The sequence below is a fragment of the Streptomyces sp. NPDC031466 genome, from assembly GCF_055581265.1.
In genome coordinates this window covers 232,837-252,821 of record NZ_JBVIJT010000011.1, presented here as the reverse complement: position 1 = coordinate 252,821, position 19,985 = coordinate 232,837, and the positions used below count along the sequence as shown (strand labels likewise).

Sequence of the window (19,985 nt, the reverse complement as noted above, 5' to 3'; positions counted from 1 at the left end):
GTGCCTCCGGTGGGCGCGGGGCGCACTTCGGCGGGACTGAGATCGGCCACCGACACCGCGTCACATCGCGGTCGAGCGGCACGAGATCAGCCGCCCCGCCCCGCTTCCCGTTATCGGTGACAGGGGCGGCACGGCATGGGCGTACCGCACCCGAAGCGTGCATGAGCAGGGGCGACGTATGCCCGAGACCTTCCGCGCGCACCGGGCGGGCCGCCGTCGCCGCCCGGGCTCACGCGGTCGACAGCACTACGCATCCGTACGCACCACGGAGAGAACCGACCGGCCAGTCCAAGCCACCCACGCACGCCGATTTCCCCGTCGCCCTGACGACTCGTTCCGACGGCGTCCGCCAAGCGGGCCTCCTGCCCCCCGCCGACTCCTACGCCGCCTCCCGTACGACCCCCGCGAGCACTCCGGCCACGACCTTGTGCACGGCGTCGGCGTCCGGAGGGACGCCCTCCCGGCCGACGAAGAGCAGATGGCCGGCGCCGATGAGCGTGAGCGCGAGGGTGTCCGTGTCGGCGTCGTCCGCGAGGCGGCCCACCTCGCGCTCCGCGTCCAAGTAGGCGGCGAGCATCGCCGCGGCCTCCGTAAGAAGGGGCACACCGGTCGGTGACGTCGCGCGCAACCGCGCGCGCAGGACGTCGCGGGAGGTGATGAGGCCGACGATCGCGAGGGCGACCGACTCGAAGAGGTCGCTGAGCGCCTCGCGGACGTTCCCGGCGACGGTGCCCGTCCCGGCGGCCCCCCGCAGCGCCGCGCTCCGGGCGTCGAGCCCCGCGACGCGGTCGCGCACGAGGTCCACGAGGAAGGCGTCGAAGTCGGCGAAGTGCCGGTGCAGGACGCCCTTCGCGCAGCCCGCCTCCGCGGTGACCGCCCTGCTGGTCAACGCGTTCGGCCCCGCGCGCAGCAACACGCGCTCGGCGGCCCGGAAGAGCTGCTCGCGTACATCCCGGATGGCCACCCCTGTCGGCACGGGCGCACCCCTCTTCTCTCGTGCTCTCGCTCGCGAATCCGCCCGGCCGGTTGACGAGTGGGCGCATGCCCACCAGGGTGGGCGCATGCCCACTATCTCCGGGAGCGACCCGCACGCACAACGGCCCACGCCCGACGGCGCCCCGCACGGGACACCGCCCGCCCCCGCCCCGCACCGCCACCGGCACCTGGCCGAGTCCTTCGGCTCGGACGCCGACCGCTACGACCGGGCCCGCCCCCGCTACCCCGAGGCCCTGGTGTCCCGCCTCGCCGCCGCCGGGACGCACGTCCTGGACGTCGGCTGCGGCACCGGCATCGCCGCCCGCCAGTTCGGCGCGGCCGGCTGCACCGTGCTGGGGGTGGAGCCCGACGCGAGGATGGCGCGGACGGCACGGCGGCTCGGGACCGAGGTCGACATCGCCGCCTTCGAGGCCTGGGAGCCGGCCGGCCGGGAGTTCGACGCGGTCGTCGCGGGGCAGGCCTGGCACTGGGTCGATCCCGTAGCGGGCGCGGCCAAGGCGGCGCGGGTGCTGCGCCCCGGCGGGCGCTTCGCCGCCTTCTGGAACGTGCCCGAACTGCCGTCGGCCGTGACGGAGGCGTTCGCCGAGGCGTACGAGCGGGCCCTGCCCGACGCCCCCTTCGACCTCCGGGCGGCGCCGGCCCGCGCCCTGGACGGCTACGAGCCGCTGTTCGCCAAGGCCGCCGACGGCATCGCGCACACCGGCCGCTTCGACGCCCCCGAGCGGTGGCGCGACGACTGGGAGTGGACCTACCCCCGGGACGACTGGCTTGACCAACTGCCGACGCAGGGAACCCTCACCCGCGTTCCACCGGCCCGACGGGCCCTGGTCCTTGAGAGCGTCGGCGCGGCCATCGACGCGATGGGCGGCCGCTTCACCGCCCGCTACGCCACGATCACGGTCACCGCCCGGCGCACCCGGTCCGCGTGAACGGCCCGGACGTCAACGCCCGTACCCGACCGGCGGAACCCGCCCGCGTCCCTCGGATAGCATGCTCGGACTCACCGCTGACGTCTAACAAATCGGCCAAACAATTGATATCTAGAGCACCGCGGGCGTTTTCGCGAACAAAGTCCCCAGATCAGGTCCCCGCCTGGCGTCGGCCACGGGTGATCCTTTGGGCCACGGCGGGTGTGGTGGCCCTCGGTTTCCTCATCGCGCTGGAGATCGCCGCACGCGGCTACGGAGTGTCGGGGCCGATCACCAACCAGGCACGCGAGGTCGTCTTCGCGCCCAAGTCGGGGCCGCTGCTCTACGCCGGCATGGCGTTGATGATGGTGGTGCTCACCTGGCGGCAGCGGTTCATCGCGATGGGCGCGGCGGTCGGCATCGACATCGTCTTCTTCCTGGTGCGGTGGGCGGTCGACGCCAAGATGATGTTCGGCAACGGCGCCCTGTGGGTGCTCCTGGCCTACGGGGTCATCGCCCTCACGCGCCGCACCGGCAAGGAACGGCTGCTGCTGCTCAAGGGCGTGGGCCTCGGCCTGCTGCTGGTGGCCGGCCGCAAGACCGGTGACATCTGGCTGCTGATCACCTGGAAGACCCGCCCCACGGTGCTCGACCAGTACGTGGCGACCGCCGACCACGCGCTGGGCAATCCGTCGTGGGTGGTGGGCCGGATGGTCCGGGCCACCGGCACCGTCGGCGAGCACGTGCTCGACTACGTCTACATCCAGCTCGCGGTGGCCGCCGTCATCGTCGCCCTGTACCAGCTGCGCAACGTGTCGACCGAGCGCCGCTTCCCGGGCCACCACCTGGTGCGCACGTTCCTCGTCATCGGGCTGCTCGGGCCGGGCATCTACATGATCTATCCGGTGGTCGGTCCGATCTTCGCCTACGGCGCCGACGGCGGGCAGTACGCGGTGGCGCACCTGTGGCCGAACACCCCGACCCCGCTCGTCACCCCGCAGCACATGCCCTTCGACGAGGTCACCCCCCGCAACTGCATGCCCAGTCTGCACACGGCGTGGGCCACGACGATCTTCATTCACTCCCGCAAGGGACCGAGGCTGCTGCGCTACGCGGGCACCTTCTGGCTGATCGCCACCCTCGGCGCCACGCTGGGCTTCGGATACCACTACGGCGCGGACATCATCGCCGGTGTGGTCTTCGCGTTCACCATCGACGCGGCGCTGCGCGCGGTCGACCGGGGCTGGGACCGCCGGGCCGTCCAACTGGTCGCCTACGGCACGGTGGTGTTCACGCTGCTCCTGACGTCGTACCGCTACCTGCCGATGGAGATGGCCCGCTACCCGTGGTTGTTCGGTCCCCTGCTCGTGCTGGCGATGGCCTCGGTCGTCTACGGCTACCAGCGGACCACCCGGCTGTGGGAGCCCAAGCCCGTACCGGCCAAACCCCTGGAGCCCCAGCCCGAACTGGTCTGAGGCACCGGGACTGGTCTGAGGCACCGGGCGGCCCCCACGTCGGCACGGCGGCTACTTCGGGTCACGGTTGAACGTCGAGGTCGACCAGACGTAACCGAGCGCCGTGAGCGCCAGGCACCAGCCGAGGGCGAGCCATCCGTGGTGGCCGATCCCGCTGCCGAGCAGCAGGCCCCGCAGGGTCTCGATGGCGGGGGTGAACGGCTGGTACTCGGCGATCGGCCGGAACCACCCCGGCATGGCGTCGACCGGGGTGAAGGCGCTGGACAGGAGCGGCAGCAGGATCAGCGGCATCGCGTTGTTGCCGGCCGCCTCGGCGTTCGGGCTGACCAGGCCCATGCCGACCGCGATCCAGGTGAGCGCGGTGGAGAAGAGCACGAGCAGCCCGAACGCCGCGAGCCACTCCAGCGCCGTCGCGTCCGTCGAGCGGAAGCCGATGGCCACGCCGACCGCGCCCACCAGGATCACGGCCATGACCGACTGCAGGACGCTGCCCACGACGTGTCCTATCAGCACCGAGGGACGGTGGATCGCCATCGTCCGGAACCGGGCGATGATGCCCTCGGTCATGTCGTTGCAGACGGACACCGCGGTGCCGACGACGGTGCTGCCGACGGTCATCAGCAGCAACCCCGGCAGGACGTAGGCGATGTACGCGGAGCGGTCGGGGCCGCCGCTGCCGAGGGTCGAACTCATCGCGTCGCCGAAGATGTAGACGAAGAGCAGCAACAGCATGATCGGCGTCAGCAGCAGGTTCAGCGTGAGGGACGGATAGCGCCGGGCGTGCAGGAGGTTGCGGCGCAGCATGGTCGTCGAGTCGCGCACGGCGAGGGACAGGGAGCTCATCGGGCCATCTCCTGGGACGTGTCGGTGTCGGTCTCGGTGCTGGTGAGGGCGAAGAAGACGTCGTCGAGGTCGGGGGTGTGCACGGTCAGCTCGTCGGCCTCGATGCCCGCCGCGTCCAGGCGGTCGAGGAGGGCGCGCAGCCGGCGCTGGCTGCCGTCGCCGGGGACCTGGAGGGTGAGCGCCTCGTCGTCGCGGACGCTGTCGTCCAGGGCCCGGGCGGCCGAGTGGTAGACGGCGGGGTCGGTGAAGCGCAGGCGCACGTGCCCGCCGGGGACGAGCCGCTTGAGTTCCTCGGCGGTGCCCTGCGCGGCGATCCTGCCGCCGTGCAGGACGGCGATGCGGTCGGCCAGCTCGTCGGCTTCCTCCAGGTACTGCGTGGTGAGGAAGACGGTGACGCCGCCGGTGACGAGGTCGCGGATGATCTGCCACATGGTGTGCCGGCTGCGCGGGTCGAGGCCGGTGGTGGGCTCGTCGAGGAAGATGATCCGCGGGTCGCCGACGAGGGTCATGGCGATGTCCAGGCGCCGTTTCATGCCGCCGGAGTAGGTGGAGGCGGGCTTCTTGGCGGCCTCGTGCAGATCGAAGCGGCGCAGGAGCTCGGCGGCGGTGCGCCGCCCCTCCTCGCGGGGGAGGTGGTGCAGGTCCGCCATGAGGAGCATGTTCTCCTCACCGGTGATCAGGCCGTCGACGGCGGAGAACTGGCCGGTGACACCGATCGCGCCGCGGACGGCCTGGGGGTCGGTGGCGAGATCGTGGCCGCCGACGTGGAGGGTGCCGGCGTCGGCGGAGACGAGGGTGGAGAGGATCTTGACGGCGGTGGTCTTGCCCGCGCCGTTCGGTCCGAGCAGGGAGAAGATCGTTCCTTCGGGGACGGTCAGATCGATGCCGTCGAGCACCGTCTTGTCGCCGTAGGACTTGCGCAGTCCGCTTGCCGCGATGGCCGGATTCGTCATGACGGGGGCTCCTCAGAGGCTGCGGGCGACGATGTCGCCGTAGGCGGTGGTGGCGTGGATGTGCAGGTCGACGGCGCCGCCCGCGTTCTGGAGGGCGTTGTGGACCCGGCCGTAGGCGGTGCCGGCGTCCAGCGAGGCGCAGGCTCCGCGCGTGGCACCGACGGAGATCTCGCCGGCCTCGGTGCGCAGGGTGACCGTGCCGCGCACGGCCTCGGCGATCCGGATGTCGCCCTTCTGGGTGCGGATCTCGGCGGAGTCGTTCAGCCGGCCGACCGTGATGTCACCGGCAGCGAGGGTGAGGCGGGCGCCCGCGGCCTCGTCCAGCTTGACCGAGGCCTGGGCGCACTCGAAGGTGACGTCGCCGAGCCGTCCGACGCCCCGGAAGTCGGCGCTTGCCGCCTTCGCCTCGACGCGGGAGCCGGCCGGCAGCTGGACGGTCACCTCGATGGAACCGGCGGCGCCGAGCACCCGGTTCTTCACCGGCGCGGTCTCGATGCGCAGGACCCCGTCGGCGTACACGACGGAGGTCTGCTCGGCCACCGTCACGTCGCGGCTCTTCGAGGCGTCCACCGGCAGCACCTCGACGGTGGTGTCGGCCCGGTCGGCGGCGATGAACCGGATGTGTCCGGCGGGGATGTCGACAAGGGCGGAGACCGGGGCGGCGGTGTCGAACTTCTGCATGGTGTGCTCCGTGGGCTCGTTGTTTCTGATGCCGTGAACGCTACGTTGCATTCACCTGTTGGGCAACGGCAATGTTGCACTAGAAATGTATTTGTGCAGGCCAGATAGCGCCAATCATTGCAATGAAGAAGAATCTAATGCAACGACAACCTTCCTGTGCGTTGCAATGACGAAGAGTGAACGCTATGCTGGCGACATCAGGGACAGGGCATACGACGTGCGACACACATGAGGGAGGCCGCGATGCCGGGAGGCAGGCTCACGCAGCAAGAGCGTCAGCAGATCGCGCTGGGGCTGGCCGATGGGCTCGCGTACGCGGAGATCGCCCGACGCCTGGACCGCCCCACCTCGACGGTCACGCGCGAGGTCATGCGCAACGGCGGCCCCACCGGCTACCGTGCGGACCTGGCCCACCGCGCCACCGAGCGCCGCGCCCACCGGCGCGCCCAGCCCGAGCCGGGGGCGCCGCAGGCGGCCCCACGGGGCGACGAACGCGACGAAGGAGCCGTGCTCGAGTACGAGGAGACGTTCACGACGCTCCTCATGCAGTCCGGTCTGCCCAAGATGATGGCCCGGGTGCTGACCTGCCTCTACACGACCGACGAGGGAAGCATGACCGCGTCCGAACTCGTCCGGCGCCTCCAGGTCAGCGCGGCGTCCGTCTCCAAGGCGGTCGGGTTCCTGGAGAGGCAGGGCCTCATCCGCCGGGATCGCGAGGAGGGCCGCCGCGAGCGCTATGTCGTCGACAACGACGTCTGGTACCAGGGCATGGTCGCCGCCGCCGCGTCCCACGCCCGCTTCGCCGAGACCGCGCGCCAGGGCGCCAACCTGTTCGGCCCCCGGGCTCCGGCGGCCGTCCGCCTGGAGAACATCGCCCGCTTCATGGACTTCGTGGGCGAGAGCATGACGCGCGCCGCCGAGCAGGCACGCGAGATCCTCTCCGACAGGCAGGGGGGAGGATGAGGCGCAGGCCCGCACCCCACTCCCCGCTCCGCAGCGTCACCGTCGAGGTCCACGCATGACCCGGTGTCGCCTGACCCGGTGTCGACGCGGCGGCCGCGCCCCGTCCGGCGCGCGCGGCGTCGGTGACCGTGCGCAGGTCGTACGCACGTCGTGGCGGGCGGAGCCAATTCACCGCACCGAATCGCCACTCAAGACGCGATCGAGCGCGGCCCGGCCCGCGGGCGCCGACGGTCTTCGCACCGAAACCACGAGGTGAAGCCGCTGTTCCGGCTCAGGCCGTGTGCAGCAGCCGGAAGCGCTGGGCCAGCACCTGGGTGTCGTCATCGACGGTGAAATCGGGGTCACCCAGTTCCGCGCGCATCTCCGCGCTGTGCCAGAACCTCTCGTGCCCAGCCCGCCACTCGGCCACCGATGTGTGGCCTTCACCCTCGTCGAGGGCATGTCGCAGGTCTACGTCGGCGAGTCGGATCACCCGGAGTTCGGTCAGTTCGATCACTGCTACCCGCCGCCCGTCGGAGTCGATCACGGCCGACCGCTGGCCGACTTCCGGCAACGGCTCGTTCTCTCGCTCGTATTCCAGTACCAGCCCGGAGGTAGTGGTCTTGGCACCGGACAGGATCGCGGCGACCAACTGGTCCCGCAGCGGCCCGGGGAACGCGAACTCCGCCGTGGGAAGCTCATCAAGGTTCATGCGGTGCAAGCTACCGAGCCTGCGGCCTGAAGACCCACGCCTTTTCACCCTTTCCGGCGCTCCGGATAGGGCGTAGCGAGGGGCAGACCGCCCTCCGGTGCGCACCCGGCAAAGGTGGTGCGGGGAATGTCGGGTGATCGAGTCGGGGTCGCCGCACGATGAGGGCATGGATGACACGACCCTGGTATCCCGTTTTCTCCGCGACGGCTACGTGAAGTTGGAGGGCGCCGTCGCACCGGGCGACATGGACGCGGCCCGTGCACTGGGTGGGCGGCATGGCGGAGGGGCCGTTCGCCGCCGCGCCCAACTCCCCGTCGCTGCACCGCGCGTACGACCTGCTCGTCGGCCCGGGACGCTGGGAGCCGCGCTACTCGCTGGGCACGTTCCCGCTGCGCTTCCCGCACGAGGCGGAGCCGGACGACGCGGGCTGGCACATCGAGGGGAGCTGTCTGCCGGAGGGCGAGAGCTGGTACTTCACCAATCTGCGCTCCCGGGGCCGGACGCTGCTGATGCTGTTCCTGTTCAGCGAGGTCGGTGAGGAGGACGCCCCGACCCGGATCCGGGTCGGCTCGCACCTCGATGTGCCGCAGGTGCTGGCGAAGTACGGGGAGGACGGGGCGAGCGGGCCGGCCCTCGCGCCCGAGCTGGTGGCGGCGTCCGATCACCGGCCCCTCGTCCTTGCCACCGGGTCCCCGGGCGATGTCTTCCTGTGCCATCCGTTCCTGGTGCACGCGGCACAACCGCACCATGGGCTGCGGCCGCGCTTCATGGCCCAGCCACCGCTGATGCCGGCGGCACCGTACGACCTGGAGCGGGCGGACGGCGCGTACGCACCCGTGGAGACAGCGATCCGGCGGGGCCTGGGAAAGGACATCCCCGGCCTCGACGGGGACGGCACCGATCGTGCGGGCCATCACGCAGCCCGGTAGTGGAGGGCGCGCAGTTAATCGCTTGCGATGCCCTGACCCTGAGCGACTAGGTTCGATCGCAAACGATCGCTCTCCGGCGATGCCCGCCTCTGTGGATCGAGATTGACCATGCACGATGACCAAGTGGACGTGATCACCGGCATCGTGGCGACCTTGATCCAGGAACAGTTCCCTCAGTGGAGCGGCAAGCCGATCCGGCGCCTGTCGTCGACCGGGACGGTCCACGCCATCTTCCGTATCGGGGACGACCTCTCCGCGCGTTTCCCGCTGCGTCTGACCGATCCCGCCGAGGCGCTGGCGGTTCTGGAACGGGAAGCCCGGGCGAGCGCGGAGCTGGCACAGGTGTCCCGGTTTCCCGTTCCGGAACCCGTCGCCCTGGGAAAGCCTGGAGCGGGCTATCCCATGCCGTGGTCGGTCCAGACGTGGCTGCCGGGAACGGTCGCCTTCGACGCCGACCCGAGTGGGTCGGAGGCTTTCGCCGAGGACCTTGCGGCCTTCATCGCGGCCCTGCGGCAAGCCGAGACGCGGGGTCGGGTCTTCAGCGGTGACCATCGCGGCGGTGTCCTCGCCGACCACGACGCCTGGATGGAGAAGTGCTTCGAGGAGAGCCAGGAGCTGCTCGACGTGCCCCGGCTGCGCCGCCTGTGGAGCCGCTTCCGGGCGTTGCCGCGCACGAGCGCCGACGTGATGAGCCACGGCGACCTCATTCCCGGCAATGTACTCGTCGCGGGAGACCGGCTCGGCGGCGTCCTCGACACCGGCGGATTCGGCCCGGCCGACCCCGCGCTGGATCTGGTCGGCGCCTGGCACCTTCTGCGGCCGGGCCCACGCGAAGTGCTCCGGCGGACACTGGGCTGTGACGACCTGGAGTGGGAGCGCGGCAAGGCATGGGCGTTCGAACAGGCGATGGGGCTCGTCTGGTACTACGTCGAGAGCAATCCGGCGATGAGCCGAACGGGGCGCCGGACACTCGACCGCATTCTGGAGTCGACAGTCGACGACGTGGCGTCGCCCTGATCGTCGGCCGGGTCGGAGAGGACGGCTCAGGCACAGGCGCCGCCGACACGCGCACAGAGCATCCACGTACGCACCCCCCTGCGGCAGCTCGACGCACGGCTCCGTACGCTGACCGCCCGCTGTCATCCCATCGAGGCGTTTGACAGCGAACCCAGCGCGCCTCGTCGTCACGGCAGGGCATGTACTAGAGTTATCTCGACATCGAGATATCTGCCGAGGCGCACCAGAAGCCACCAGCCGGTAAGGGTTACCTAACTAAGCCTTACCTTAGCGGATCGACGAGGGGTCGTGGCGGCAGGATGTGCTGGAACGCGCACAAAAATTGAAGGAGACTGTCGTGTCGGCGAACAGCTTCGACGCCCGCAGCACGCTGCGCGTGGGCGACGAGTCGTACGAGATCTTCAAGCTGGACAAGGTCGAGGGCTCCGCACGGCTCCCTTACAGCCTGAAGGTCCTCCTTGAGAACCTGCTCCGCACCGAGGACGGCGCGAACATCACCGCCGACCACATCCGTGCGCTCGGCAGCTGGGACTCCCAGGCGCAGCCGTCGCAGGAGATCCAGTTCACGCCGGCCCGCGTGATCATGCAGGACTTCACCGGCGTCCCGTGCGTGGTGGACCTCGCCACGATGCGTGAGGCCGTGAAGGAGCTCGGCGGCGACCCGGCGAAGATCAACCCGCTGGCCCCGGCCGAGCTGGTCATCGACCACTCCGTGATCGCCGACAAGTTCGGCACGGCGGAGGCCTTCGGCCAGAACGTGGAGCTGGAGTACGGCCGCAACAAGGAGCGCTACCAGTTCCTGCGCTGGGGCCAGACCGCCTTCGACGAGTTCAAGGTCGTCCCCCCGGGCACCGGCATCGTCCACCAGGTCAACATCGAGCACCTGGCCCGCACGGTCATGGTCCGAAACGGCCAGGCGTACCCCGACACGCTCGTCGGCACCGACTCGCACACCACGATGGTCAACGGCCTGGGCGTCCTCGGCTGGGGCGTCGGCGGCATCGAGGCCGAGGCCGCGATGCTGGGCCAGCCCGTCTCGATGCTCATCCCGCGCGTCGTCGGCTTCAAGCTGACCGGTGAGCTGAAGCCGGGCACCACCGCCACGGACCTCGTCCTCACCATCACCGAGATGCTGCGCAAGCACGGCGTCGTCGGCAAGTTCGTCGAGTTCTACGGTGAGGGCGTCGCCGCCACCTCCCTCGCGAACCGCGCCACCATCGGCAACATGTCGCCGGAGTTCGGCTCCACCGCCGCGATCTTCCCGATCGACGACGAGACGCTGAAGTACCTGAAGCTGACGGGCCGCGACGAGCAGCAGGTCGCGCTGGTCGAGGCGTACGCCAAGGAGCAGGGCCTCTGGCTGGACCCGGCCGCCGAGCCCGACTTCTCCGAGAAGCTGGAGCTGGACCTCTCCACGGTCGTCCCCTCCATCGCCGGCCCCAAGCGTCCGCAGGACCGCATCGTCCTCGCGAACGCCGCCGAGCAGTTCAAGAGCGACGTGCGCAACTACGTCGACGGCGTGGACGAGGCGGGCAAGGAGTCCTTCCCGGCCTCCGACGCCCCGGCCACCACGAACGGCGTCCCGTCGAACCCGGTCCTCGTGACCGCCCCCGACGGCTCGACGTACGAGCTGGACCACGGCGCCGTCACCGTCGCCGCGATCACCTCCTGCACCAACACCTCGAACCCGTACGTGATGGTCGCCGCCGCGCTCGTCGCGAAGAAGGCCGTCGAGAAGGGCCTGACCCGCAAGCCGTGGGTCAAGACCACCCTCGCGCCCGGTTCGAAGGTCGTCACCGACTACTTCGACAAGGCGGGGCTCACCCCCTACCTCGACAAGGTCGGCTTCAACCTCGTCGGCTACGGCTGCACCACCTGCATCGGCAACTCGGGCCCGCTGCCCGACGAGGTCTCCAAGGCGATCAACGACCACGACCTGGCCGTGACGTCCGTCCTCTCCGGCAACCGGAACTTCGAGGGCCGCATCAACCCCGACGTCAAGATGAACTACCTGGCGTCCCCGCCGCTGGTCGTCGCGTACGCCCTGGCCGGCTCGATGAAGATCGACATCACGACCGAGGCCCTGGGCGCCGACCAGGACGGCAACCCGGTCTACCTCAAGGACATCTGGCCCTCCGAGGCCGAGGTCAACGACGTCGTCGCCAACTCCATCGGCGAGGACATGTTCAACAAGTCCTACCAGGACGTCTTCGCGGGCGACGCCCAGTGGCAGGCGCTGTCGATCCCGACCGGCAACACCTTCGAGTGGGACACCGAGTCGACGTACGTCCGCAAGCCCCCGTACTTCGAGGGCATGACGATGGAGACCACCCCGGTCTCCGACATCACGGGCGCCCGCGTCCTCGCCAAGCTGGGCGACTCGGTCACCACCGACCACATCTCCCCGGCCGGTGCGATCAAGGCCGACACCCCGGCCGGCAAGTACCTCACGGAGCACGGCGTGCAGCGCCGCGACTTCAACTCCTACGGCTCGCGCCGAGGCAACCACGAGGTCATGATCCGCGGCACGTTCGCCAACATCCGCCTGCGCAACCAGATCGCGCCGGGCACCGAGGGCGGCTTCACGCGTGACTTCACGCAGGAGGACGCGCCGGTCTCGTTCATCTACGACGCCTCGCGCAACTACATCGAGCAGGGCATCCCGCTCGTCGTCCTCGCGGGCAAGGAGTACGGCTCCGGCTCGTCCCGCGACTGGGCCGCCAAGGGCACCGCGCTCCTCGGCGTCAAGGCCGTCATCGCCGAGTCCTACGAGCGCATCCACCGCTCGAACCTCATCGGCATGGGCGTCCTGCCGCTCCAGTACCCGGAGGGCCAGTCGGCCTCCTCCCTCGGCCTGACCGGTGAGGAGACCTTCTCCTTCTCCGGCGTCACCGAGCTGAACAACGGCACGACCCCCCGCACGGTCAAGGTCACCACCGACACCGGTGTCGAGTTCGACGCGGTCGTCCGCATCGACACGCCCGGCGAGGCGGACTACTACCGCAACGGCGGCATCATGCAGTACGTGCTCCGCAGCCTGATCCGCAAGTAGGTCTGCGCAAGCAGTGACCGAGGGCCGCACCCCGCCTTGTACGCGGGGTGCGGCCCTCGGGCTCTGCGGGAGCGGCTAGCCGCCGTACGGGACCGTGATCAGTTCCATGGCATGACCCGCCGGGTCGAGGAAGTAGACCCCTTTGCCGCCGTCATTGCGGTTGATCTCGCCCGGCTGCCTCTGGTGCGGGTCGGCCCAGTGCCGTACGCCGCGCGCGGCGATCTTCTCGTAGGCGGCGTCGAACTCCGCATCGGAGACGAGGAACGCGTAGTGCTGCGGGGTGATGTGCTCGGCGGGGACGGCGGCGAAGTCCAGGGTGACTCCGTTGCCCAGGGCCACCGCGACGAACGGGCCCCACTCCGCGGTGATCTCAAGGCCCAGCAGGTCCGCGAGGAACTCGGCGGACTCCCGGTTGTCCCGGGCGTGGACGATCGTGTGATTCAGCTCGACCGACAAGGAATGCCTCCAACAGGCATCTCCTGACACCTCCATGCCTCACCCGGCCGGTGACCGACACGCGATGTCGCCGTGGATCTTAGGCACGGGAGCATCGCGCTGTCGAGAGCGGCTTCCCGCGGCCCGGCGCCGACGCGGACACCGACACGGACGCGGACACGCTCAGGTGGCGTCCGTCAGGTCGTCGGGGTCCCGGAATGCCAGCCGGGGCGTCTCCCCCGTCAGGGACGGGACCGGCTTGCCCGGGGGGAGCGCGGGCGAGAGGGCCCGGAAGACCGCCCGCACGCGGGAGTCCGTGTAGGCGAGGACGCGGTCGGTCGCCTTGAGCCAGGCCCCGCCGCCGGGGAGTGCGGCGACCTCGGCGAAGGCTCCGCTCGCCCGGAGCGCGGGGACGCCGCCCAGCGCGGCGGTGACGCCGGGGGAGCAGACGGTGACCCACGCGTACCCGCGCAGCGTGGAGCCGAGCTCGGGAAGCGTCTCCTCAAGGAGCAGGCCCAGGCCGTCCTCCAGGGCCGTGCGGCCCGTGGTGTGCTCGGAGTCGTCCGCGATGTTGGCGTACAACACGGTGTCGCACCTCTCGACGAAGGACCGGAAGGAGGACTCCCAGCGCCTCTGCGCCTCCTCCACCGTCGCCGGATCCTGGAACTCCTCCGTCGTGCGGATGGCGACCAGGGAGACGACGTCCGGCGCCTGCTCCTCCCGCTTCACCGAGATGGCCAGCCACGGCTTGTCGGGCCGGCCGTCGGGCCCGAGAAGGGACAGCTCCAGCTGCGCGTCGGCGGGACGGTTCTCCAGCTCTTCGCGGAACCGCTGCCAATTCCTGGGCGACCAGTGGGTCTGCACCAGTCCGGCCCGGCCCCGGACGGCCCTGTAGTAGACGAAGTCGGCCCAGAGGGTCCCCGGCGCTCCGAGAGGGCCGTCGCCATCGGTGTACAGGGCCGGCTCCGTGAGGTCGAGGCCGTGGTGGAAGCCCTCGCCGAGCGGCCCCGCGAAAGCGGTCACGGCACGGGTGAACCAGCTCTCCGTCAGCTCCCGGTAGGCGCGGCCGTCGGCGGGGCACCGCAGGTTGATCTCGGCCCGGAGAGACGAGTTCATCCGGATGTCCGGCTCCGCCGCCACGTCGCACTCCTCGAAGGCGCTCGGCCTCCTCGGTTCCTCAAAGCGGCGGGGCCCGCTCCCGGGTCGGCCCCCGGCGGGTGTCACGGCCGAGCCTTGACGCGCGCGAGTTCCTTGAGGGCCACTCGTGCGGCCGGCGTTCCCTCCGGTGTCTCCCAGTAGGCGTGGGAGGCGATCAGCCGGGACAGGCGCAGCAGTCGTCTGCGGTGCGCGGCCGATCCGTGGGCCGCCGTGGCGGCGAGCTGTTCGTACGTGGTGTACCAGGCGGTCTGGGCCTCCAGGAGGTCCGGAGGGAAAGCGTCGCTGTTCATGGCTCGATTAGAGCGCATGTTCGATTTCTCGGCCAAACGGCCTCAGCTCGCCTGCCCCGGTCACCTGCCCCGGCCTCTTGCCCCGGTCACCTGCTCCTGCTCCGGCTCCTGATCCGGATCAGGAACGCCGCTTCATCGCGCACAACGTGTCGTCGAGGAGCTGATCGGTACGCTGGTCGCGGTCGTCGGCGAACCGGTTGGTGGAGCGCATCACGATGGCCCCCTTGTCGCCCTTGTCGAGGAAGCCGTTGGCGTTCAGATGGCCGAGGGTCGTCCCTCCGTGGCCCCAGTAGCCGCCGCCGCAGTCGAGCTGCGTCCAGAAGATGCCGAGCCCCATCCTCCTGACCCGCGTGTCTCCCTCGGAGGGAGCCGGCACCGTCCGGAGCATCTGCTTCAGCTGGCGGGGCTCGAGCAGCTCGCCGCCGAGCAGGGCCCGCCAGAAGCGCGTCAGGTCCGGCGCGGTGGTGATGAGGTCGCCCGCCGAGCTGCCCCAGCTCATGTTCATCTCCGTGCTGTCGACCAACCGGCCGCCTTCCTTGAACTGGTGGTAACCCTTGACGTGCGGTGCCGGAAGGCCGGTGCGCTCGCGCGGCGAGAAGGTGTGCTTCAGGCCGAGGGGTTCGATGATCCGGGCCCGCACCTCCTCGCTCCAGTGGTGACCGGTCGCCTTCTGGATGATCATCCCGGCCAATATGTAACCGGTGTTGGAGTAGCTCCAGCCCTTGCCGGGCTCGAAGAGGGGCCGCTCCCGCAGGGCCAGGTCGACCAGCTCGCGCGGCTCGTGGTGGTCGAAGCGGTGCCGCTGGAAGGCCGCTTCGTCCAGGACGGGCAGCTTGGCCGCGTAGTCGGGCAGGCCGCTGGTGTGCTGGAGCAACTGCCGTACGGTGATCCGGCCGCCGTCGTGGCCATTGCCCTGGACCACGCCAGGCAGCCACCGGTCCACGGTGTCGTCCAGACGCAGGCGGCCCTCGGCGGCCAGTTGCAGCACCACGGTGGAGACGAAGGTCTTGGTGTTGCTGCCCATCCGGAAGTACCCCTGGCGGGGCACCGGCCGGTCGGTCCCGAGTTCGGCGGTCCCGCTGCGCACGTACTCCCGGCGTTGTCCGTCCACGGCGGTGGCCTCGGCACCGACGACTCCGTCCTCGCGGACCACCTCGTCCAGCCCCCGCTGGAGTTGCGTCCGGCTGTGCCCGGCGCCGTCGCGGGCGGCCGCCCCGGGCTCGGTGCCGGCCCACGCGGCGGTGGCCGGCATCGCCAGCGTCGCCGCGACGGCGAGCGCCGTCACCGGGCCCAGGGCAATTCGGCGGTAGGTCATGGTGGTTGCCTCGCATCGCTGGAAGGTGGAGAGGTGGAGAGGGTGCTCGACCCAAGATCAATTAACCCATGGGGAGGGCCCGCCCGGCCATGGAGGCACCCACCGGGCCGGGGCTGAGGCAGCCCCCCGACCAGGGCTGGGGCACCCCCCAGGCCGGGGCTGAGGCAGCCCCTTGGCCGGACCTATGGAGAACCCCACCTTCTCGTCGCCGCACACGGGACCGAGGGGCAACGCGAAAGGGCCGTGCCCCGCCGACGGCAAGCGTCAGCGGGGCACGGCCCGGCCCGAACCGGCCTCCTCAGCCCAGCAGTTGCACCTCCGCCAGAGTCGAGGAACCCTCCGGCACCAGCCGGTAGTGGCGATAGGTGCCGGGGCGGGCGACCGTGAACACCCGGGTCTGCTGGTCCCAGGCGAACGCCTCACCGGAGCGCCTGTCCAGGTTCTTCCACCTCTCGCCGTCGGCGGAGCCCTGGAGCACCCACCCGCGCGGCGCCTTCGCCCGGTCGGTGGACGACGTCAGCGTGTACTGCACGGCCTTCGTGGCTCCGCCGACCGGCAGTTCCACCGCACCGGTCAGCGGCGACGACGTCGCCGAGGAGTCGTCGAACAGGTCCCCCTCGCCCTTGATCGCGTCCTTGCGGGGCGAGGGCACTTCGTCGTCCTGGGTGACCGACGTCGGCCCGGCGTTCCTGCCCGTCCCCCACGAGGACGGCTTCGGGCCCATGTCGAACTCCAGGACACCGCCGCGCGCGACCAGCTTGTGCGGGAGCGCGGTCGACCGCCAGGCCTTGCCGTTGACCTTGAGCCCCTGCACGTACACGTTCTTCGCGCTGTTCTTCGGCGCCTTGACGACCAGGTCGCGGCCGTTGTCCAGGTGCAGGGTCATCTTCGTGAACTGCGGTGAGCCGATCGCGTATTCACCGCTGCCCATCACCAACGGGTAGAAGCCGAGCGAGGAGAAGAGGTACCAGCCGGACTGCTCGCCGTTGTCCTCGTCGCCGTGGTACCCCTGGCCGATCTCGCTGCCGGTGTAGAGGCGGGCGAGGACCTCGCGGACCTTCTCCTGCGTCTTCCAGGGCTGCCCGGCGGCGTCGTACATGTACGCGGCATGGTGGGCGACCTGGTTGGAGTGCCCGTACATGCCCATCCGCACGTCACGCGCCTCCGTCATCTCGTGGATGACGCCTCCGTAGGAGCCGGCGAACTCGGCGGAGCCGGTCTCGGGGGTCGCGAAGTACGTGTCGAGCTTCTTCGCGAGGCCCTTGCGGCCGCCGTACAGGTTGGCCAGGCCGCGAGAGTCCTGCGGGGCCGTGAAGGCGTACCCCCAGGCGTTCGTCTCGGTGTAGTCGTGACCCCACACGCGCGGGTCGAACGTGTCCGACGGGACACGCCAGTTGCCCTTGGCGTCCTTGCCCTGGAAGAAGCCGGGGTCCGTGCCCGCCCCCGCCGCCTCGGCGTCGAAGAGGTGCACGTAGTCACGGGCGCGGTCGAGGAAGTACGCGGACTCCTCCTTGTAGCGCTTCTCGCCCGTCTTCTTGTAAAGGGTCGCGCCCATACGGGAGATGCCGTAGTCGTTGAGGTAACCCTCCAGCGCCCACGACAGGCCTTCGTGCGTCTCGCTGCTCGTGTAACCGAGGAACGGCGAGGTCTGCATGCCCTTGCGGCCGACGCCCGAACTGGGCGGCACGACCGTGGCGTTCTTCAACGCGGCCTCGTACGCGGCCTTCGCGTCGAACTTCACGCCCTTGACGTACGCGTCGGCGAACGCGACGTCCGACGACGTGCCCGTCATCAGGTCCGCGTACCCCGGGGACGACCAGCGCGAGGTCCAGCCGCCGTCCCTGTACTGCTGCACGAAGCCGTCGACCAGCTCGCCCGCCTTCTTCGGCGTGAGGAGGGAGTACGCGGGCCACGTCGTCCGGTAGGTGTCCCAAAAGCCGTTGTTCACATAGGGCTTGCCCTCCACGATCTTCGCGCCGGTGTGCGTCGGCGTGTCGGGGCCGGGCTGCGGCGAGAACGGCGACGCGTACTTGTACGTCGTCCTGCCGCCCCTCGAAGCGACCTTCTCGAAACCGGAGTTGGGGTAGAGGTACAGCCGGTACAGCGAGGAGTACAGCGTCGTCAGCCGGTCCTGGCTCGCGCCCTCCACCTCCACCCTGCCGAGAATCGCGTCCCACTGCTGCTGGGCGCGGTCCTTCACCCGGCCGAAGGACGTACCGGCCGGGATCTCCCGGTCGAGGTTGGCCTTCGCCTGGTCCAGGCTGATGAGGGACGTGGCCAGACGCAGGCTGACCGTGCGGTCCCCGCCCGCCGCGAAGCGCAGATAGCCTGTGACATCACCGCCACCGCCGCCTTCGAGCTTGCCGCCGGCGGTGACGGGCGCGTCGAAGGTCCCGTAGACGAACAGCCGCGTGGCGCCCGTCGACAGGCCCGACTTGACGTCCGAGAACCCGGAGACGACACCGCTCTCCTTGTCCAGGGTGAGACCGCCCTTGTCGGAGACGTTGTCGAAGATGACGCTCGCGTCGTCACCGGGATAGGTGAACCGCATCATCGCGGCGTGATCCGTGGGCGCCATCTCGGCCTTGAGGCCGTTCTCGAACGTCACGCCGTAGTAGTGCGGGCGCGCCGTCTCCTTCTCGTGCCGGAAGGGCAGCGCCCGCTTGGTCCGCGAGGCGCTCGGGGTGTCCTTGTCGACGGACGGCATCAGCTGGAACGTCTGGCGGTCGCCCATCCACGGGCTCGGCTCATGGCTCGCGCTGAACGCCTGCATCGTCGGCAGATTGTCGTCGTTGTTGCCGCGCGCGTAGTCGTACAGCCAGCTCAGGGAGCCCGCGTTCGTCACCGGTGTCCAGAAGTTGAAGCCGTGCGGGACGGCCGTCGCCGGGAAGTTGTTGCCGCGCGAGAAGCCGCCGCTGGAGTTCGTGCCGCGCCGGGTGTCCGCGTAGTCGGACAGGTGCGCCTTCGGTCCGGCCGGCGCCTTCTCCTTCAGCGACACGTCGTCCAGCCAGCCGCGGAACTTCGCGGGGCCCTTCGGGGCGTCGTACGCGAGCAGGATCCGGTCGACCGTCCTGCCGCGCGCGACCTGGCCCAGGGAGGAGGTGACGTTGTTCCACTGGTTGACGTAGAGCACCTTCGCGGCGCCCTGGCCGCGCGGGTTCAGCGGAAAGCCGTGCTGGTCCACGGCGCGCAGGTCGCTCAGATAGGTGCCGTCGGTGAACGCCAGGTCCACGGCGACGTTCGTCGCCGCGTAGTCGCGGTCCCCGTCGGCCATCGAGGGGAAGACGCGGTAGCCCAGCTCGGTGTCCCGCCGCACCGGCACGTTCACGTCGAAGACCTTGTTGTACGAGTAGCCGCGGCCGTCGGCCAGGTGGGTGCCGGCGTAGCGCAGCGCGTGCCTGCCGGTGAATCCGGCGCGCGCCTTGGCGGTGGGGGAGCCGCTGGGGCCGCGGTCCACGAGGCTCAGCATGTCCTCGGGGGCGGGGGTCTCGGTGCCGCCGACCGAGAGCTGGAGGTCGGCGAGCTGGAGGATGTCGGCGGCGCCGTTGTTCGCCGTGACGTCGAGACGGAAATGGGAGTACGCGGCGGGCTCGGCCACGTCGTACTTCTTCGTCTTGTGCCGGCCGTCGAACGCCTCGCCGGCACGCTTGTCGAGGACCTTCCAGTCCTTGCCGTCCGTGGAGCCCTGCAGGGTCCAGTCCCTGGGGTCGCGCTCGGCGTGGTCGTTCGCCGAAGTCAGCGCGTAGGTCACGACCTTGGCGGGTTCCTTCAGGTCGACCTCGACCCAGCCGGACTTCGCGAAGGTCAGCCACTTGCTGGTGGCCTCGCCGTCGACGAGGTTCTCGGCCACCTCGCCGGAGCCCGCGTTCTCCCCGCTGGCGCGGACCTCGGTGACCTGGTCCATCACGCTGCCGGGCAGGCCGGAGCTGAACGCGCCGTTGACGCCGGAGGCCTTCTTCCTGCCGTCGGGTCCCGTCTCGACGGTGCTCACCCAGTCCGGCTGGGCGTCCCCCTCCTCGAAGGAGGACACGAACTCCCGTTCCGCGCGCGGCGGTTGCTCGGGCCCGGCGACGGCGCCCCCCTGCGACGCCGCGACGAGCGCCAGCGCCAGCGCGCCGACGGCCACGGCCGAACGGGGTCCGGGCGCACCCGGACGGTGGTCTCTGTAACGAGGTCTGCGTGCCCTGTACGGCATCCCCGAGCCCCTCCTTGCGGTTGGACAACGTTGTCACGATCGCTGCGCAAGGTCTAGTAGGGAGGCAAGTGGCGAATGGTGTCA

Annotated in this window: 15 protein-coding genes and 1 pseudogene; 6 read left to right on the top strand and 10 right to left on the bottom strand. The window is 70.3% G+C overall.

The genetic code is table 11. The features are described from left to right. Positions 1–379: 379 nt before the first annotated feature. The gene (locus ACZ5GP_RS27510) at positions 380–976 is read right to left on the bottom strand and encodes a TetR/AcrR family transcriptional regulator (protein WP_468753364.1); all 597 of its coding nucleotides are present in this window, start codon (positions 974–976) and stop codon (positions 380–382) included. A gap of 85 nt (positions 977–1,061) precedes the next feature. Here ACZ5GP_RS27510 and ACZ5GP_RS27505 point away from each other — a divergent pair, with 85 nt between their 5' ends. Together ACZ5GP_RS27505 and ACZ5GP_RS27500 are read left to right on the top strand one after the other, a co-directional pair. Continuing rightward, entirely contained in the window at positions 1,062–1,925 is an 864-nt protein-coding gene (locus tag ACZ5GP_RS27505) for a class I SAM-dependent methyltransferase (protein WP_468753363.1), read from the top strand. 182 nt (positions 1,926–2,107) lie between these two features. Beyond that, on the top strand, positions 2,108–3,379 hold the full coding sequence (locus ACZ5GP_RS27500; RefSeq protein WP_468753433.1) for a phosphatase PAP2 family protein: 1,272 nt from the start codon (positions 2,108–2,110) through the stop codon (positions 3,377–3,379). A gap of 51 nt (positions 3,380–3,430) precedes the next feature. On the opposite strand, the gene ACZ5GP_RS27495 is transcribed toward ACZ5GP_RS27500, so the two are convergent. From ACZ5GP_RS27495 to ACZ5GP_RS27485, 3 genes are read right to left on the bottom strand one after another with little or no spacing between them, the layout of a single operon-like run. Further along, positions 3,431–4,222, bottom strand: coding sequence for an ABC transporter permease (locus ACZ5GP_RS27495; RefSeq protein ID WP_468753362.1), 792 nt, complete (start codon positions 4,220–4,222; stop codon positions 3,431–3,433). Then, positions 4,219–5,175: an ABC transporter ATP-binding protein gene (locus tag ACZ5GP_RS27490; protein ID WP_468753361.1), complete on the bottom strand. Its 957-nt coding sequence runs from the start codon at positions 5,173–5,175 to the stop codon at positions 4,219–4,221. Before ACZ5GP_RS27490 ends, ACZ5GP_RS27495 begins: the two co-directional genes overlap by 4 nt. A gap of 12 nt (positions 5,176–5,187) precedes the next feature. Then, complete coding sequence (locus tag ACZ5GP_RS27485; protein ID WP_468753360.1) at positions 5,188–5,856, bottom strand: DUF4097 family beta strand repeat-containing protein; 669 nt, start codon at positions 5,854–5,856, stop codon at positions 5,188–5,190. 243 nt (positions 5,857–6,099) lie between these two features. On the opposite strand from ACZ5GP_RS27485, the gene ACZ5GP_RS27480 reads away from it, so the two are divergent. Next, on the top strand, positions 6,100–6,819 hold the full coding sequence (locus tag ACZ5GP_RS27480) for a helix-turn-helix domain-containing protein (protein ID WP_468753359.1): 720 nt from the start codon (positions 6,100–6,102) through the stop codon (positions 6,817–6,819). Positions 6,820–7,090: 271 nt separating this feature from the next. On the opposite strand, the gene ACZ5GP_RS27475 is transcribed toward ACZ5GP_RS27480, so the two are convergent. Beyond that, positions 7,091–7,510: an ASCH domain-containing protein gene (locus ACZ5GP_RS27475; RefSeq protein ID WP_468753358.1), complete on the bottom strand. Its 420-nt coding sequence runs from the start codon at positions 7,508–7,510 to the stop codon at positions 7,091–7,093. Between the two features lie 166 nt (positions 7,511–7,676). On the opposite strand from ACZ5GP_RS27475, the pseudogene ACZ5GP_RS27470 reads away from it, so the two are divergent. The 3 genes and pseudogenes from ACZ5GP_RS27470 to acnA all read left to right on the top strand — a co-directional run bounded on the left by ACZ5GP_RS27470 (position 7,677) and on the right by acnA (position 12,508). Next, positions 7,677–8,439 (top strand): annotated as a pseudogene (locus tag ACZ5GP_RS27470) (phytanoyl-CoA dioxygenase family protein). Positions 8,440–8,547: 108 nt separating this feature from the next. Next, complete coding sequence (locus tag ACZ5GP_RS27465; protein ID WP_468753357.1) at positions 8,548–9,456, top strand: aminoglycoside phosphotransferase family protein; 909 nt, start codon at positions 8,548–8,550, stop codon at positions 9,454–9,456. Between the two features lie 337 nt (positions 9,457–9,793). Then, positions 9,794–12,508 (top strand): aconitate hydratase AcnA, encoded by a 2,715-nt coding sequence (gene acnA, locus ACZ5GP_RS27460; RefSeq protein WP_358580835.1) that lies wholly within the window; start codon positions 9,794–9,796, stop codon positions 12,506–12,508. Positions 12,509–12,583: 75 nt separating this feature from the next. Here acnA and ACZ5GP_RS27455 read toward each other — a convergent pair whose 3' ends face one another. The 5 genes from ACZ5GP_RS27455 to ACZ5GP_RS27435 form a co-directional block, all read right to left on the bottom strand. Next, positions 12,584–12,964, bottom strand: coding sequence for a VOC family protein (locus tag ACZ5GP_RS27455; protein ID WP_468753356.1), 381 nt, complete (start codon positions 12,962–12,964; stop codon positions 12,584–12,586). Between the two features lie 162 nt (positions 12,965–13,126). After that, positions 13,127–14,083 carry a hypothetical protein gene (locus ACZ5GP_RS27450; protein WP_468753355.1) on the bottom strand — a complete coding sequence of 319 codons (957 nt, stop codon included), beginning with the start codon at positions 14,081–14,083 and terminating at the stop codon, positions 13,127–13,129. An 80-nt stretch (positions 14,084–14,163) separates the two neighbouring features. Beyond that, positions 14,164–14,391 carry a hypothetical protein gene (locus ACZ5GP_RS27445; protein ID WP_468753354.1) on the bottom strand — a complete coding sequence of 76 codons (228 nt, stop codon included), beginning with the start codon at positions 14,389–14,391 and terminating at the stop codon, positions 14,164–14,166. Between the two features lie 118 nt (positions 14,392–14,509). After that, the gene (locus ACZ5GP_RS27440) at positions 14,510–15,706 is read right to left on the bottom strand and encodes a serine hydrolase domain-containing protein (RefSeq protein WP_468753353.1); all 1,197 of its coding nucleotides are present in this window, start codon (positions 15,704–15,706) and stop codon (positions 14,510–14,512) included. Between the two features lie 298 nt (positions 15,707–16,004). After that, positions 16,005–19,901: a GH92 family glycosyl hydrolase gene (locus ACZ5GP_RS27435; protein ID WP_468753352.1), complete on the bottom strand. Its 3,897-nt coding sequence runs from the start codon at positions 19,899–19,901 to the stop codon at positions 16,005–16,007. Positions 19,902–19,985: the final 84 nt, after the last annotated feature.

Excerpts from the sequence above, each read along its gene's own strand:
- ACZ5GP_RS27505 (WP_468753363.1), top strand. The coding sequence starts at position 1,062 with ATGCCCACTATCTCCGGGAGCGACCCGCACGCACAACGGCCCACGCCC.
- ACZ5GP_RS27495 (WP_468753362.1), bottom strand. The coding sequence starts at position 4,222 with ATGAGCTCCCTGTCCCTCGCCGTGCGCGACTCGACGACCATGCTGCGC.
- ACZ5GP_RS27490 (WP_468753361.1), bottom strand. The coding sequence starts at position 5,175 with ATGACGAATCCGGCCATCGCGGCAAGCGGACTGCGCAAGTCCTACGGC.
- ACZ5GP_RS27485 (WP_468753360.1), bottom strand. The coding sequence starts at position 5,856 with ATGCAGAAGTTCGACACCGCCGCCCCGGTCTCCGCCCTTGTCGACATC.
- ACZ5GP_RS27480 (WP_468753359.1), top strand. The coding sequence starts at position 6,100 with ATGCCGGGAGGCAGGCTCACGCAGCAAGAGCGTCAGCAGATCGCGCTG.
- ACZ5GP_RS27475 (WP_468753358.1), bottom strand. The coding sequence starts at position 7,510 with ATGAACCTTGATGAGCTTCCCACGGCGGAGTTCGCGTTCCCCGGGCCG.
- ACZ5GP_RS27465 (WP_468753357.1), top strand. The coding sequence starts at position 8,548 with ATGCACGATGACCAAGTGGACGTGATCACCGGCATCGTGGCGACCTTG.
- ACZ5GP_RS27445 (WP_468753354.1), bottom strand. The coding sequence starts at position 14,391 with ATGAACAGCGACGCTTTCCCTCCGGACCTCCTGGAGGCCCAGACCGCC.
- ACZ5GP_RS27440 (WP_468753353.1), bottom strand. The coding sequence starts at position 15,706 with ATGACCTACCGCCGAATTGCCCTGGGCCCGGTGACGGCGCTCGCCGTC.
- ACZ5GP_RS27435 (WP_468753352.1), bottom strand. The coding sequence starts at position 19,901 with ATGCCGTACAGGGCACGCAGACCTCGTTACAGAGACCACCGTCCGGGT.